At 69.7% G+C, this 13,848-nt stretch carries 14 protein-coding genes; 10 read left to right on the forward strand and 4 right to left on the reverse strand.

Annotated elements, in window-relative coordinates:
* Positions 1–21: 21 nt before the first annotated feature.
* Together QSK05_RS19910 and QSK05_RS19915 are read right to left on the reverse strand one after the other, a co-directional pair.
* Positions 22–183, reverse strand: a complete 162-nt coding sequence (locus tag QSK05_RS19910) for a hypothetical protein (protein ID WP_285598758.1) — start codon at positions 181–183, stop codon at positions 22–24.
* Positions 174–1,124 (reverse strand): MFS transporter, encoded by a 951-nt coding sequence (locus QSK05_RS19915; protein ID WP_285598759.1) that lies wholly within the window; start codon positions 1,122–1,124, stop codon positions 174–176. The genes QSK05_RS19910 and QSK05_RS19915 overlap by 10 nt, the downstream gene beginning before the upstream one ends.
* A gap of 144 nt (positions 1,125–1,268) precedes the next feature.
* Here QSK05_RS19915 and uvrC point away from each other — a divergent pair, with 144 nt between their 5' ends.
* The 10 genes from uvrC to QSK05_RS19965 all read left to right on the forward strand — a co-directional run bounded on the left by uvrC (position 1,269) and on the right by QSK05_RS19965 (position 11,715).
* The gene (uvrC, locus tag QSK05_RS19920; protein ID WP_285598760.1) at positions 1,269–3,323 is read left to right on the forward strand and encodes an excinuclease ABC subunit UvrC; all 2,055 of its coding nucleotides are present in this window, start codon (positions 1,269–1,271) and stop codon (positions 3,321–3,323) included.
* A 274-nt stretch (positions 3,324–3,597) separates the two neighbouring features.
* The gene (gene rapZ / locus QSK05_RS19925; protein WP_285598761.1) at positions 3,598–4,539 is read left to right on the forward strand and encodes an RNase adapter RapZ; all 942 of its coding nucleotides are present in this window, start codon (positions 3,598–3,600) and stop codon (positions 4,537–4,539) included.
* Positions 4,536–5,513 (forward strand): gluconeogenesis factor YvcK family protein, encoded by a 978-nt coding sequence (locus tag QSK05_RS19930; protein ID WP_285598762.1) that lies wholly within the window; start codon positions 4,536–4,538, stop codon positions 5,511–5,513. The genes rapZ and QSK05_RS19930 overlap by 4 nt, the downstream gene beginning before the upstream one ends.
* 109 nt (positions 5,514–5,622) lie before the next feature.
* Complete coding sequence (whiA, locus tag QSK05_RS19935) at positions 5,623–6,603, forward strand: DNA-binding protein WhiA (protein ID WP_231481708.1); 981 nt, start codon at positions 5,623–5,625, stop codon at positions 6,601–6,603.
* Positions 6,604–6,853: 250 nt separating this feature from the next.
* On the forward strand, positions 6,854–7,861 hold the full coding sequence (gap, locus tag QSK05_RS19940) for a type I glyceraldehyde-3-phosphate dehydrogenase (RefSeq protein WP_285598763.1): 1,008 nt from the start codon (positions 6,854–6,856) through the stop codon (positions 7,859–7,861).
* Positions 7,862–7,866: 5 nt separating this feature from the next.
* Positions 7,867–9,078 carry a phosphoglycerate kinase gene (locus tag QSK05_RS19945; protein WP_285598764.1) on the forward strand — a complete coding sequence of 404 codons (1,212 nt, stop codon included), beginning with the start codon at positions 7,867–7,869 and terminating at the stop codon, positions 9,076–9,078.
* On the forward strand, positions 9,078–9,884 hold the full coding sequence (gene tpiA / locus QSK05_RS19950; RefSeq protein ID WP_285598765.1) for a triose-phosphate isomerase: 807 nt from the start codon (positions 9,078–9,080) through the stop codon (positions 9,882–9,884). The genes QSK05_RS19945 and tpiA overlap by 1 nt, the downstream gene beginning before the upstream one ends.
* A 138-nt stretch (positions 9,885–10,022) precedes the next feature.
* Positions 10,023–10,277 (forward strand): preprotein translocase subunit SecG, encoded by a 255-nt coding sequence (gene secG / locus QSK05_RS19955; protein WP_231481725.1) that lies wholly within the window; start codon positions 10,023–10,025, stop codon positions 10,275–10,277.
* Between the two features lie 52 nt (positions 10,278–10,329).
* Positions 10,330–10,680, forward strand: a complete 351-nt coding sequence (locus tag QSK05_RS19960) for an RNA polymerase-binding protein RbpA (RefSeq protein ID WP_285598766.1) — start codon at positions 10,330–10,332, stop codon at positions 10,678–10,680.
* Between the two features lie 117 nt (positions 10,681–10,797).
* Positions 10,798–11,715, forward strand: coding sequence for an LLM class flavin-dependent oxidoreductase (locus QSK05_RS19965; RefSeq protein ID WP_285598767.1), 918 nt, complete (start codon positions 10,798–10,800; stop codon positions 11,713–11,715).
* A 51-nt stretch (positions 11,716–11,766) separates the two neighbouring features.
* Here the strand turns inward: QSK05_RS19965 and QSK05_RS19970 are convergent, their stop codons facing one another.
* A complete protein-coding gene (locus QSK05_RS19970) occupies positions 11,767–12,525 on the reverse strand; it encodes a class II aldolase/adducin family protein (protein ID WP_285598768.1) in 759 nt (252 codons plus the stop codon).
* Positions 12,522–13,796 carry a 3-oxo-tetronate kinase gene (otnK, locus tag QSK05_RS19975; RefSeq protein ID WP_285598769.1) on the reverse strand — a complete coding sequence of 425 codons (1,275 nt, stop codon included), beginning with the start codon at positions 13,794–13,796 and terminating at the stop codon, positions 12,522–12,524. The genes QSK05_RS19970 and otnK overlap by 4 nt, the downstream gene beginning before the upstream one ends.
* Positions 13,797–13,848: the final 52 nt, after the last annotated feature.

Raw genomic sequence — 13,848 nt, forward strand, 5'->3', positions numbered from 1 at the left:
GGGGTGCCCGGTGGCCATCGCTCACACCTGCCGGAACGGGCGTGAGGAGAGCGCCAGCAGGCCGCTGAGCAGGAGCAGTGATGCGGCCAGCACCGTGACGGGCGTGGGGGCGACGGCGTCGGCAAGTACCCCGAGGACGTTGTTGGTCGCGAGCAGGGTCAGGGTCTGGACGATCACGAGCACGGCCTGCACCCGGGACAGATGCGTCGACGGGGTGGCGCCCAGGACCGTGGGGGAGGCGTGCCCGGCGAACAGGCCGGTGCCCGTTCCGGACACGGCGGCGCCGAGGACGGCCAGGGCCGGGCGATCAGCAGGGCCACCGCGATCGTGCCGAGGGCCTGGGCGCCCACGACCAGGCCCGCGCCGCGGGCACCCCAGCCGTGGTCCCGGGCCAGCAGCGGCACGAGGATCGAGAACGTGGGCAGGACCAGGCCGGCGACGGCCCCGGTCAGCATGAGGATCGTGCGCAGCACCGGGTCGGCCAGGCTGAGACGCAGGCCGTCGAGGGCGGCCGCGGCAAGGCTCCCGGTGGCCGGGACGTGGTCGCTCACCGGGGTGATCAGGAGCAGGACGGCGAACACGGCGGCGAACGTGACCGCGTCGAGCAGGAGTACCCCGGAGAGCCCGACCGTCACCACGAGCAGGCCGCCGACGGGCCCCGCGACCAGCTGGGCCACCTGACCCCCGGCCTGGCGCAGGCCCAGCGCCCGGGGCAGTTGCCCGGGGGTGACGAGCAGACGGGGCATGCTGCCGGAGACGGGCAGGTAGAAGGCGTCGACGAGGCCGAGCACCAGGCCGGTGAGGAGCAGGAGCCAGACAGCCGGGCCGGACAGGTGCAGGGCCGGCGCGAACAGCAGGCAGATGCCGAGCATCACCGCGTCGCCGGTGATCATCACCCGGCGGGCGCCGACCCGGTCGCCCAGGGCCCCGCCGATCAGCAGGAACAGCGCTCGCGGCAGGTTGATCGCGGTGAGGATGAGCCCGGCCAGCGCACCGCTGTGGCCGGTCGCGGTCCAGCCGAGCGCGAAGTAGAGCACGCCGTTACCCAGGACGGAGACCACGGTTCCACTCACCCACAGCAGATATGACGGGGGCAGAGCTTCTTTCGCGGTGGTGGTGGTCACTGTCCGGGCTCCCCGTCGGCCGTGTCCGGTATGTCGGCCGGAGCCTACGGACGGGGGCCGACAATCTTGGCGGGGTCTTCTCCTGTCCCGCCGTCCGCGGACGGCGGGACAGAACTGTCGGTGGGGGCGCTTAGTGTGGTGGCCGTGGCTGATCCATCGACGTACCGACCTGCCGTCGGAACCATCCCCGAGCAACCGGGTGTCTACCGGTTCCGTGACGACTCCGGGCGGGTCATCTACGTCGGCAAGGCCAAGAGCCTGCGGCAGCGGCTGAATTCGTACTTCGCCGACCCGGCCGGGCTGCACCCGCGCACCCAGACGATGGTGTTCACCGCGGCGAGCGTGGAGTGGACCACGGTGAACACCGAGGTCGAGGCGCTGCAGCTGGAGTACTCCTGGATCAAGGAGTACGACCCGCGGTTCAACGTGAAGTACCGCGACGACAAGTCCTACCCCTACCTGGCCGTGACCATGGGCGACGAGTTCCCGCGGGTGCAGGTGATGCGCGGGGCCAAACGCAAGGGCACCCGCTACTTCGGGCCGTACGCGCACGCCTGGGCGATCCGCGAGACCGTCGACCTGCTGCTGCGGGTCTTCCCGGTGCGTACGTGCAGCAACGGTGTGTTTAAGCGCGCGGGGCAGGTGGGGCGCCCGTGCCTGCTCGGCTATATCGACAAGTGCTCGGCGCCGTGCGTCGGCAAGGTCACCCCCGAGCAGCACCGGCGGCTGGCCGACGACTTCTGCGACTTCATGGGCGGCAAGACCGAGCGCTACGTGAAGCGCCTCGAGCGCGACATGCTGCAGGCCTCGCACGACCTGGAGTTCGAGCAGGCGGCTCGGCTGCGTGACGACATCCAGGCCCTGTCCCGGGCCATGGAGAAGAACGCGGTGGTGCTGGCCGACGGCACCGACGCCGACGTGTTCGCGCTCGCCGACGACGAGCTCGAGGCCGCCGTGCAGGTGTTCCACGTCCGCGACGGCCGGATCCGCGGTCAGCGCGGCTGGGTGGTGGAGAAGGTGGAGGACGTCACCACCGCCGACCTGGTCGAGCACCTGCTGCAGCAGGTCTACGGCGACGTGAACGGCGAGGCGGTGCCGCGCGAGGTGCTGGTGCCGCACGAGCCGCCGTTGCTGGACGAGGTGGAGAGCTGGCTGGCCGGTCTACGGGGATCCCGGGTCGAGGTCCGGGTGCCGCAGCGGGGTGACAAGCGCACGCTGATGGAGACGGTGGCCCGCAACGCCGGGCAGGCCCTGACCCTGCACAAGACCCGTCGGGCGGGCGACCTCACCACCCGTTCGAAGGCCCTGCAGGAGATCCAGGAGGCCCTGGAGCTGCCCTCCGCCCCGCTGCGCATCGAGTGCTACGACATCTCGCACATCCAGGGCTCCAACGTGGTCGCGTCCATGGTCGTGTTCGAGGACGGGCTGGCGAAGAAGTCCGAGTACCGCAAGTTCACGATCAAGGGCCTGAACGGCACCTCCGACGACGTCGCCTCGATCCGTGAGGTGATCACCCGGCGCTTCCGGCGGTATCTGGGGGAGAAGGAGGAGGAAGCCGCGTCGGCGGCGGGTGCCGACCCGTCCACCGGCGAGATCCTCGACGAGGCGCCGTCACTGGAGGAGGACGGCGTGCCGCCGGGCATCGACCCGCAGACCGGCCGGCCGAAGAAGTTCGCCTACGCGCCGAACCTGGTCGTGGTCGACGGTGGTGCCCCCCAGGTGGCGGCCGCCGCGGCGGCGATGGCCGAGCTCGGCATCGAGGGCGTGGCTCTGTGCGGTCTGGCCAAGCGCCTCGAGGAGGTCTGGATCCCGGACGACGAGATGCCGGTGATCCTGCCCCGCTCCAGCGAAGGGCTGTACCTGTTGCAGCGGGTGCGGGACGAGGCGCACCGTTTCGCGATCACCCACCACCGCCAGCGTCGCAGCACCGCGATGACGGCCAGCGAGCTGGACACCGTGCCCGGGCTGGGGCCGGCCCGCAAGAAAGCGCTGCTGACGCACTTCGGATCGGTGAAGAAGCTGCGCGCGGCCTCCGTCGAGGCCATCGCCTCGGTGCAGGGCGTGGGGCCGAAGGTGGCCCAGTCGGTGGTGGACAGCCTGAACCCCGAGAACTCCGCGAACCCCGGGACCGCCGGGGTGGGTACGGTCCCGGAGAATCGTCCCGCGATCGACATGGCCACGGGGGAACTGCTCGACTGAGGTGCTCGTGATCCTTCCTGAGGGCTGAGCATCGACTCTCCACCGCTCGAGGGAGGGCGCCGGCACCGATCGGCCGGTTCTGCCGGGACCCAGGAATCGGCTAAGAGTGGTCGCGACGCACCAGGGGACCCACCGGTCCAGTACCGGAAGTCCTGCCGGTCAAGGGCCAGCCGGGCCCTCCTGCACGAGCCGGACCAGAGGGGCGCAATAATGACCAGCCCCCACGAATCCGGCACGACATCGACAGATATCCGACAGGTTTGGAGAGCTCAAGGTGACGACCACCCCGGAGGCGAACGGGCCGACGGAGCCGGAGGGCCGTGCGGAGCGTCGCACGGAGCAGACCGGTTCGGCGACCACGTCCGAACTGCTCATCATCACCGGCATGTCCGGGGCCGGGCGGAGCACTGCCGCCAAGGCCCTCGAGGACCTCGGCTGGTACGTCGTCGACAATCTGCCGCCGCAGCTGATCGCCGAGCTGGCCATGCTCGCGGGCTCGGCCGAGCCCCGGGTGCGGCGGATCGCAGTGGCGGTCGACGTGCGGGGGCGCTCGTTCTTCAGCGCCCTGGCCGATGCCGTGTCCACGGCCGAGAACAGCGGTATCCGCACCCGCCTGTTGTTCCTCGACGCCACCAACGAGACCCTGGTGCGCCGGTTCGAATCGGTTCGCCGCCCGCACCCGCTGCAGGGCGACGGCGCGCCGCTGGACGGTATCCGCGCCGAGCGCAAGGTGATGGGTGAGCTGCGGGGCAACGCGGACACCCTGATCGACACCTCGCGCCTGAACGTGCACGAGCTGGCCAGCAAGATCATCGCGATGTTCGGCGACGAGGGAGACCCGGCGATCCGGATCCTGCTGATGTCGTTCGGATTCAAGTACGGCCTGCCGCTGGATGCCGACCAGGTGGCCGACGTGCGCTTCCTGCCCAACCCGTTCTGGGTGCCCGAACTGCGCACGCACAACGGGCTGGACGCCGACGTGGCCGACTACGTGCTGGGGCAGGAGGGTGCCGCCGAGTTCGTCGACCGGTACGCCCTGGCCCTGCAGCCGGTGCTGGCCGGCTACGTGCGGGAGAACAAGCGCTACGCCACGATCGCCGTCGGCTGTACCGGGGGCAAGCACCGTTCCGTGGCGATCACCGAGCTCCTGGCCCAGAAGCTGGAGGGCGACGGGGTGGCCGTCACCGCTGTGCACCGTGACCTGGGGCGCGAGTGAGCCCCACCTCCTCCGGCCGGGGCCCGAACGTCGTCGCGCTCGGCGGCGGGCACGGCCTGGCGGCGTCGCTGTCGGCGCTGCGGCACCTGACCGACCGGCTGACGGCCGTGGTCACGGTGGCGGACGACGGCGGCTCGTCGGGGCGGTTGCGGCGCGAATTCGGCGTGCTGCCGCCCGGTGACCTGCGGATGGCGCTGTCGGCTCTGTGCGACGACAGCGAATGGGGGCTGCTGTGGCGCGACGTGCTGCAGCACCGCTTCGCCAGCGCGGGCGCCATGAACGACCACGCCCTCGGCAACCTCCTGATCGTCACCCTCTGGGAACTGCTCGACGACCCGGTCAGCGGGCTGGACTGGGTGGCCCGGTTGCTGGGGGCCAGGGGACGCGTACTGCCGATGGCGGCGGTGCCCCTGGACATCGAGGGCACGGTGCTCGGCATCGACCCCGACGACCCCGCGGGCCTCACCACGGTGCGTGGTCAGGTCGCGGTGGCGACCACGCCGGGACGGGTGATCGGGGTGCAGCTGAGCCCGAACGACCCACCGGCGCGGCCGGAGGTGCTCGAGGCGGTGCGGGACGCCGACTGGGCCGTGCTCGGCCCCGGCTCCTGGTACACCAGCGTGCTCCCGCACCTGCTGGTGCCCGAACTGGCCCGGGCCCTGGCGCGGACCGAGGCCCGGATCTGCCTGACACTGAACCTGGGGCAGCAGCCCGGGGAGACCGATGGCTTCTCGCCCGAGAACCACCTCGAGGTGCTCGCCGCGCACGCCCCCGACCTGCGGATCGACGCCGTCCTGGTGGACCCCTCGCAGATCGAGGACGCGGCGTCACTGGAGCGGGTGGCACGGGCTATGGGGGCGGTCGTCGTCAGCCGCGACGTGGCGATCGGTGACGGTACGCCCCGGCACGACCCGCTGCGCCTGGCCGCCGCCTACCGTGACCTGTTCAGTGGGGCGATCGTCCCGAACAGGTGAGCTGCTCCGGGGCGAAGGGCTGACGCCGGACGGGCGTTCGCACGGCTCCCGTCCGGCGCATTTCACAAGCGCACGAACCATGCTTGCGCACGGTGGCAAGATGCTGTCCATGGCATTGACGGCACTGGTCAAAGACGAATTGAGTCGGCTACAGGTCACTAAACCCTGCTGCCGTAAAGCCGAGGTGTCGGCAACTCTCCGGTTCGCCGGAGGGCTACACATCGTCGGGGGCCGCATCGTCGTGGAGGCTGAGCTCGACACCGCCCACGCGGCTCGCCGGTTGCGCAAGGACATCAGCGACGTGTTCGGCCACACCAGCGACATCGTCGTGCTGGCACCGGGCGGCCTGCGACGCGGCAGCCGGTACGTGGTCCGGGTGATTCGTGACGGTGAGTCACTGGCCCGCCAGACCGGTCTGGTCGACGGCCGCGGCCGACCTGTCCGCGGGCTGCCGCCGCAGGTCGTCTCCGGCGCCACCTGCGACGCCGAGGCCGCCTGGCGGGGTGCGTTCCTGGCCCACGGGTCGCTCACCGAGCCGGGTCGCTCCAGCGCCCTCGAGGTGACCTGCCCGGGCCCGGAGGCCGCGCTCGCGCTGGTCGGTGCCGCCCGTCGGCTCGGCATCCAGGCGAAGGCCCGTGAGGTGCGCGGCGTGGACCGGGTGGTGATCCGCGACGGCGACACGATCGGCGCCCTGCTCACCCGCCTCGGCGCACACGACGCGGTGATGGCCTGGGAGGAGCGGCGGATGCGTCGCGAGGTGCGGGCCACCGCGAACCGCCTGGCCAACTTCGACGACGCGAACCTACGGCGCTCCGCCCGGGCCGCCGTGGCCGCCGGTTCGCGGGTGGAGCGGGCCCTGGAGATCCTCGGCGACGAGGTCCCGGAGCATCTGCGGTCCGCCGGCCGGCTGCGCCTGGCGCACAAGCAGGCCAGCCTGGAGGAGCTCGGTCAGCTGGCCGAGCCGCAGATGACGAAGGACGCCGTGGCCGGCCGGATCCGCAGACTTCTGGCGATGGCCGACAAGCGGGCCTCCGACCTGGGGGTACCGGGCACCGACGCGAACCTGACGCCGGACATGCTCGACGCCTGAAAGTCCTTGACAGGTATCTCAAAGGCGACCAGACGCGCACCGGAGCCATCGGCGCGCCAGATGACCGACGTCCTTCATTCATGGACCTTTGGCCCCCTGATCACCCTGAAATCCCGGGTCCGGACGTGGGACCCGACAGGGTGCTGTCTGGACACCCTTTCCCGAAATGCACCGCGTAGGGTAAGTGCTGCACACCACAAAACGGCGTCGGGCCTCCCGGCGCTCTGTGGCTGACGAGAGGAAACGACAAGTGACTGTTCGCGTTGGCATCAACGGCTTCGGCCGTATCGGCCGTAACTTTTTCCGCGCTGCCCGGGCGGCCGGTGCGGACATCGAGATCGTTGCCGTCAACGACCTCACCGACACGAAGACGCTCGCCCACCTGCTCAAGTACGACTCGATCCTGGGTCGTCTGGACGCCGAGGTGAGCGTCTCCGGTGACGACATCGTCGTGGACGGCAAGGCCATCAAGGTTCTGGCCGAGCGTGAGCCGGCCAATCTGCCGTGGAAGGACCTCGGCGTGGACGTCGTGGTCGAGTCCACCGGCTTCTTCACCGACGCCACCAAGGCCAAGGCGCACATCGACGGTGGTGCCAAGAAGGTCCTGATCTCGGCCCCGGCCAAGAACGAGGACCTGACCATCGTGTTCGGTGTCAACCACACCGACTACGACCCGGCGAAGCACCACATCGTCAGCAACGCCTCCTGCACGACGAACTGCCTGGCCCCGATGGCGAAGGTGCTGAACGACACGTTCGGCATCGAAAAGGGCCTCATGACGACGATCCACGCCTACACGCAGGACCAGAACCTGCAGGACGGTCCGCACAAGGACCTGCGTCGCGCCCGCGCCGCCGCGCTCAACATCGTGCCCACCAGCACCGGTGCCGCGAAGGCCATCAGCCTGGTGATCCCGGCCCTGAAGGGCAAGCTCGACGGCTTCGCGCTGCGCGTCCCGGTCCCGACCGGCTCGGCCACCGACCTGACCTTCGAGACCGCTCGTGAGACCACGGTCGAAGAGGTCAACGCCGCGATCAAGGCCGCTTCCGAGACCGAGGCGTTCAAGGGCATCCTCAAGTACACCGAGGACCCGATCGTCTCCAGCGACATCGTGACCGACCCGCACTCGTGCATCTTCGACGCCGGCCTCACCAAGGTCATCGGCAACCAGGTCAAGGTCGTCGGCTGGTACGACAACGAGTGGGGCTACTCCAACCGCCTCGTCGACGCCGTGGTGCTCGTCGGTACCGGTCTCTGATTTTCATGAAGACCATCGACGACCTCACTACCGAGCTCGGAACCCTTTCCGGCAAGCGCATCCTGGTCCGCAGTGACCTGAACGTGCCGCTGGACAAGGAAACCGGCGCGGTGACGGACGACGGCCGGATCCGGGCGTCGCTGCCGACCTGGCAGCGACTCCTGGACGCGGGCGCGAAGGTCATTGTCGTGGCCCACCTCGGCCGGCCGAAAGGCGTTCCGGAGGCGAAGTACTCCCTCGCCCCGGCGGTCGAGCGGGCCAAGGAGCTGCTGCCCGGGGTGACCATCACCCTGGCCCAGGACACCGTGGGCGAGTCCGCGCAGGCCGCGGTCGCCGCCCTCGGTGACGGCGAACTGCTGGTGCTGGAGAACCTCCGTTTCAACGCGGGGGAGACCAGCAAGGACGATGCCGAGCGGGGCGCGTTCGCCGACCAGCTCGCCGCTCTGGCCGACGGTTTCGTCAGCGACGGCTTCGGCGTCGTGCACCGCAAGCAGGCCAGCGTCTACGACGTCGCGCAGAAGTTGCCGCACGCCGCCGGTGGCCTGGTGCTGGCCGAGGTCGAGGTGCTCAAGCGCCTGACGCAGACCCCGCAGCGGCCCTACGCGGTGGTTCTCGGCGGTTCGAAGGTGTCCGACAAGCTCGGCGTCATCGACAACCTGCTGAACACGGCCGACCGGCTGCTGATCGGCGGTGGCATGGTGTTCACCTTCCTCAAGGCCCAGGGCCACGAGGTCGGTAAGAGCCTGCTCGAGGAAGACCAGCTCGACACCGTCCGCGGCTACATCACGCGGGCGCAGGAGCAGGGCGTCGAGCTGGTGCTCCCCGTCGACGTGGTCGCGGCCACGGCCTTCGCGGGCGATGCCGAGCACGACGTGGTCGCCGCGGACGCGATCCCGGCCGACCGTCTGGGACTCGACATCGGCCCGGAGTCCGGCAAGCTGTTCGCCGCCAAGCTGGCGGACTGCGAGACGGTCTTCTGGAACGGCCCGATGGGCGTCTTCGAGCTGGAGGCGTTCAGCCACGGCACCCGTGCGGTGGCCCAGTCGCTCGTCGACTCGTCGGCGTTCAGCGTCGTCGGTGGCGGTGACTCGGCCGCGGCGGTGCGCACGCTCGGCTTCGACGAGAAGGCCTTCGGTCACATCTCGACGGGCGGCGGTGCGAGCCTGGAATTCCTGGAGGGCAAGACCCTTCCGGGCCTCACTGTCCTGGAGAGCTGATGGCCAAGTCCGACGAGAAGAGCCGCACCCCGCTGATGGCGGGTAACTGGAAGATGAACCTCGATCACTTCGAGGCGGCTCATCTGGTGCAGAAGCTGGCGTGGACCCTCGACGACGCGAAGCACGACTTCGACGTCGTCGAGGTGGCGCTGATCCCACCGTTCACCGATCTGCGCTCCGTGCAGACCCTGGTGGACGGGGACAAGCTCGGTTTCAAGTACGGCGCACAAGACCTGTCGCAGTACGACAAGGGCGCGTACACCGGAGAGATCTCCGGGGCGATGCTCGCGAAGCTGAAGTGCACCTACGTGGTGGTCGGCCACTCCGAACGCCGGCAGTACCACCACGAGGACGACGCCGTGGTCAATGCCAAGACCAAGGCGGCCATCAAGCACGACCTCATCCCGATCGTGTGCATCGGTGAGGGGCTCGAGGTGCGCAAGGAGGGTCGGCAGGTTCAGCACTGCCTGGCCCAGCTCGACGCCGACCTGGCCGGCGTTCCCGCCGACAAGGTCGCGTCGCTCGTGATCGCGTACGAGCCGGTCTGGGCGATCGGCACCGGCGAGGTCGCCACCCCGGACGACGCGCAGGAGGTCTGTGCGGCGATCCGGAAGCGGATCGGCGAGCTCTACTCGGCCGATGTCGCGGCGTCCGTCCGGGTCCTGTACGGCGGTTCGGTCAAGGCGCAGAACGTGGCCGGGATCATGGCGAAGGAAGATGTCGACGGTGCACTCGTCGGCGGCGCCGCGATCGATCCGGGTGAGTTCGCGTCAATTGTCCGCTATCGGGACCATAAGACAGCCTGAGTCTGACGCTCAGGTCTGGTAAAAACCGCGTGTCCGGCGGCGCGCGGCCTCCGATCTGTCCGATCAGGGGCCGCGCATCGCCTACGCTGTGACTTCAAAGTGCTTCCCAGATCGAGCAACGAGATAGAGGTCCGCGTCGTGTCCGTGCTACGCCTGAGCCTTCAGGTGCTTCTCGTCATCACCAGCCTCATCCTGACGCTGCTGATCCTTCTCCATAAGGGGAGGGGCGGTGGGCTGTCGGACATGTTCGGTGGTGGCATGTCCTCCAGCATGGGCAGCTCCGGGGTCGCCGAGCGCAACCTCAATCGCTTCACGATCGCGATCGGCGTCACCTGGGCAGTGGTGATCGTGCTGCTCAACCTGATCTACAGGTTCTTCCCCGACGCGTTCTGAACGACATAACTGCAACCGGCGCGAGTCCGGGTACTGAAGGAGAGGATTCACGGTGGCGAGTGGCAACGCTATCCGCGGTAGCCGAGTTGGCGCCGGGCCGATGGGAGAGGCGGAGCGGGGCGACACGGCCCCCAGGTTCCGCGTTTCCTACTGGTGCGCGAACAAGCACGAGACCAAGCCGAGTTTCTCGGAAGAGGCGGGTGTGCAGCCCCCGGAGACCTGGGACTGCCCCCGTTGTGGTTTCCCCGCAGGGCAGGACCGCACCACGCCGCCGTCGCCGCCCCGCAACGAGCCTTACAAGACGCACCTCGCGTATGTGAAGGAGCGTCGCAGCGATGCGGACGGCCAGGCGATCCTGGAAGAGGCTCTGGCCTCTCTGCGGGCCCGCCGGATCATTCGCTGAGATTCCGCGAATTCAGGCACTGACGATCGGCTTCCGGCATCACGCCGGGAGCCGATCGTCGTTTGGCGCTGGGCGGTGGTTCCAGAACTGTCGGTGGCCGGGGGCATGATGTCGGTCATGACCTCGACTGCTGAGAACACCAGTGCGACACCGCCCCGTCTGGGAATCGCCTTCGTGCCGGTCGTTCCTCCCGAGCGTTTCCGCTCCGTGGTCCGGGCCGCCGAGGAATCGGGGCTGGACGAGCTGTGGGTCTGGGAGGACTGCTTCAAGGAGAGCGGGGTCGCCACTGCTGCAGCGGCCCTGGCCTGGACCGAGCACATCCGGGTCGGCATCGGCCTGATGCCTGCCCCCCTGCGCAACGTGGCGCTCACGGCGATGGAGATCGCCACCCTGTCCCGGATGTTCCCCGGTCGTCTCATGCCGGGTGTCGGTCACGGTGTGCAGGACTGGATGGGACAGGTCGGCAATCGCCCGGCCTCGCCGCTCACCCTGTTGCGGGAGTACTCGACCGCGCTGCGCCGGTTGCTGCACGGCGAGAAGGTCACCGTGGACGGCACGTACGTGAAACTCACCGACGTTGCGCTGGACTGGCCGCTGAGCCCCGTGCCGCTGTTGTATGTCGGTGGTGAGGGCCCGAAGACGCTGACGCTGACCGGCGAGGTCGGTGACGCCACGATGCTCAGCTGGGCCGGCGACGACGAGTCGATCCGCCGACGGGTGCAGCTCGTGCGCGACGGCCTGGGAACCGAGGCCAAGGCCGGTGCGCTCGCCCCGCACGAGATCACGGTCGGGCAGATTGCGGCGACCGGTCCCGACGCTCAGGCCCGGGTGGACGCCGAACTCCCGGTCTGGGGGCGCTCGCCGGGGCCCGGCGACGGGGTGGCCGGCGACGCGGCCACGATCGCGGCCGACGTGCTCCGCCTCGGTGCTCTGGGCTGCACCACGGTCATCCTGCAGCCCACGTCCGACGAGCCCGACCTCGAGGGTTTCATCCGCTTCCTCGGCCAGGAGGTGCGGCCGTTACTGGCGGGGTGACTCATGGTCGTGTCTGATGCCGCCGAACGGGTGGGGGTCGCTCATGAGGCTTCAGCTGGCGGAGGCCCAGTAGCTGCCGTACTTCAGGGCCAGCGCCTCGGCCTGGGCCGTGGTGAGGAGGCGGGGGGACCGGCCGGAGGTGAGGAGGGTCAGCTTGCAGGCTTCCTCCAGTTCCACGGCGGCGTTCATAGCGGCTGACAGGGTGGGCTGGGCCACCACCGATCCATGATTGGCCAGCAGCGCCGCCCGGAAGGGGAGGTCGAGGGCCTCCAGTTCCTCGGCCTGGGCGATGTCGCCGGGCGGGGCATAGCCGATGAGGGGGGTCTGGCCCACCCTCATCACGAAGTACGGCGTGATCGGGGCGACAGCGCTGGCCTCGGACCAGGGGGTGAGACAGGCGGCCGCGACGGCGTTCACACTGTGCAGGTGTACCACCGCGCCGGCGTCGGGGGCGCGGCGGTAGAAGGCCCGGTGCAGGGTGAACTCCTTGGACGGCTTCGGGCCCTCCAGATGCTTTCCGGACAGGTCCAGCACTGCCAGGCGGGCGGGGTCGAGCGCACCCATCGACTCGTTCGTCGGGGTGATCAGCATCCGGTCACCGACGCGCACGCTGATGTTGCCCGACGTGCCCGGACTCAGGCCGAGTTCGACCAGCCGACGGCCGGTCTCGACCAGTTCGGCCCGGGCCGTGGCCTCGTCCGGCGCCGTCTGCCCCGGCGCCGTCTGCCCCGGCGCCGTCTGCCCCGGTGCTGTCTGCCCCGGTGCTGTCCGCCCCGGTGCTGTCGTCCCGTCCGGCCGCACACTGCTCATGCCAGCACCGCCCAGGCCCCGCTCATCAGATCCTCGTCCCCGAAATTGCCCGACTTCAACAGTAGATTCATCACCCGTCCGCGCGAGTCGCCCTGTGTCCAGGTCACTCCCGCGGCGACCGGCTGGCCGATCACGAGTTCCCGCACGTTCAGGGCCGAGACCACGGCCCCGGAGGTCTCGCCGCCGGCCACGATCATCTGGCGGCAGCCGGCGTCGGCGAACTCCGCCGCCAGACGGGACAGGGCCCGCTCGACCAGGTCCGACGCCGGAACCTCGCCCGGCGCCGCCGGTTGCACGTCCGACAGTTCCCCGACCGCGTAGACGAGCACCGGCTTCTCGCCGTCCTGCTGCCACTCCTGCACGGCCCAGGCCCGTAGCCCGGCCATGGCACCCTCGAAATCCGCGCGCAGCGCGGCGATGTCGAGCCGACGATGCGGCATCAGAGCCTGGGCGTGCGCGATCTGGCCCCGGGTGGCCGCCGACGCACTGCCGGCGAGCACCGCCTTGGGTCCGCCGTGGGCGGACAGCCGGACGGGCGGTGACCCCGGACCACTGAGACCGAGCACCAGGCCGGAACCTCCGGTGATCAGCGGAAGGTCGCTGGTGGCGGCGGCGATGCGGACCAGATCGTCCTCGGTCTCGGCGTCCACGACCACGGCGACCACCTCGTCCCCTGTTCGCAGGGACTCCAGAGCGCTCCGCAGGTCGCCCGACCGCACCGTCTCCAGACCGACCTGCGCGACGCTCGCCGTGCTCTGCGCGGCGAGCAGTCGGGGTACGTCCGCATCAGTCATCGGGGTGAGCGGGTGGTGACGCATCGGACTCTCGCCCAGAGGTGTGCCGTGCACGTACAGCTGACCGTCGACGACCGTGCGGCCGGCGGCGGGGAACGAGGGCACCACGACGGTGAGCGAGGTACCCAGATCCGAGGCCAGGGCGTCGAGGATCGGCCCGATGTTCCCTGCCGGCGTGGAGTCGAACGTCGAGCAGTACTTGTCGTAAATGCGCGTGGCACCCATCTGGCGCAGTCCGCGCAGCGCGTTACGGCTCGCCGCCACGGCTGCCGACGGTTCGATGGTGCGGGTCTTGAGAGCGATGACGACCGCGTCGGCCTGGTCGGGCAGAGCGGTCAGCCGCTCGTGGCTGGGTACGCCGATCGACACCACGGTGCGGAAACCGCGGGCGACCAGCGCCATCGCCAGGTCAGTCGCGCCGGTGAAGTCATCGGCCAGGGCGCCGAGCACGCGTCCCTCCAGAAGTCGCTGAGACAATGTGTGAAAGTACGTTACATCAGTTGACGCTTATGTGAATCGTGGTTAGCGT

Origin of the sequence: Kineosporia sp. NBRC 101731 (assembly GCF_030269305.1) — a bacterium.
In the GTDB taxonomy this organism is placed as follows: domain Bacteria; phylum Actinomycetota; class Actinomycetes; order Actinomycetales; family Kineosporiaceae; genus Kineosporia.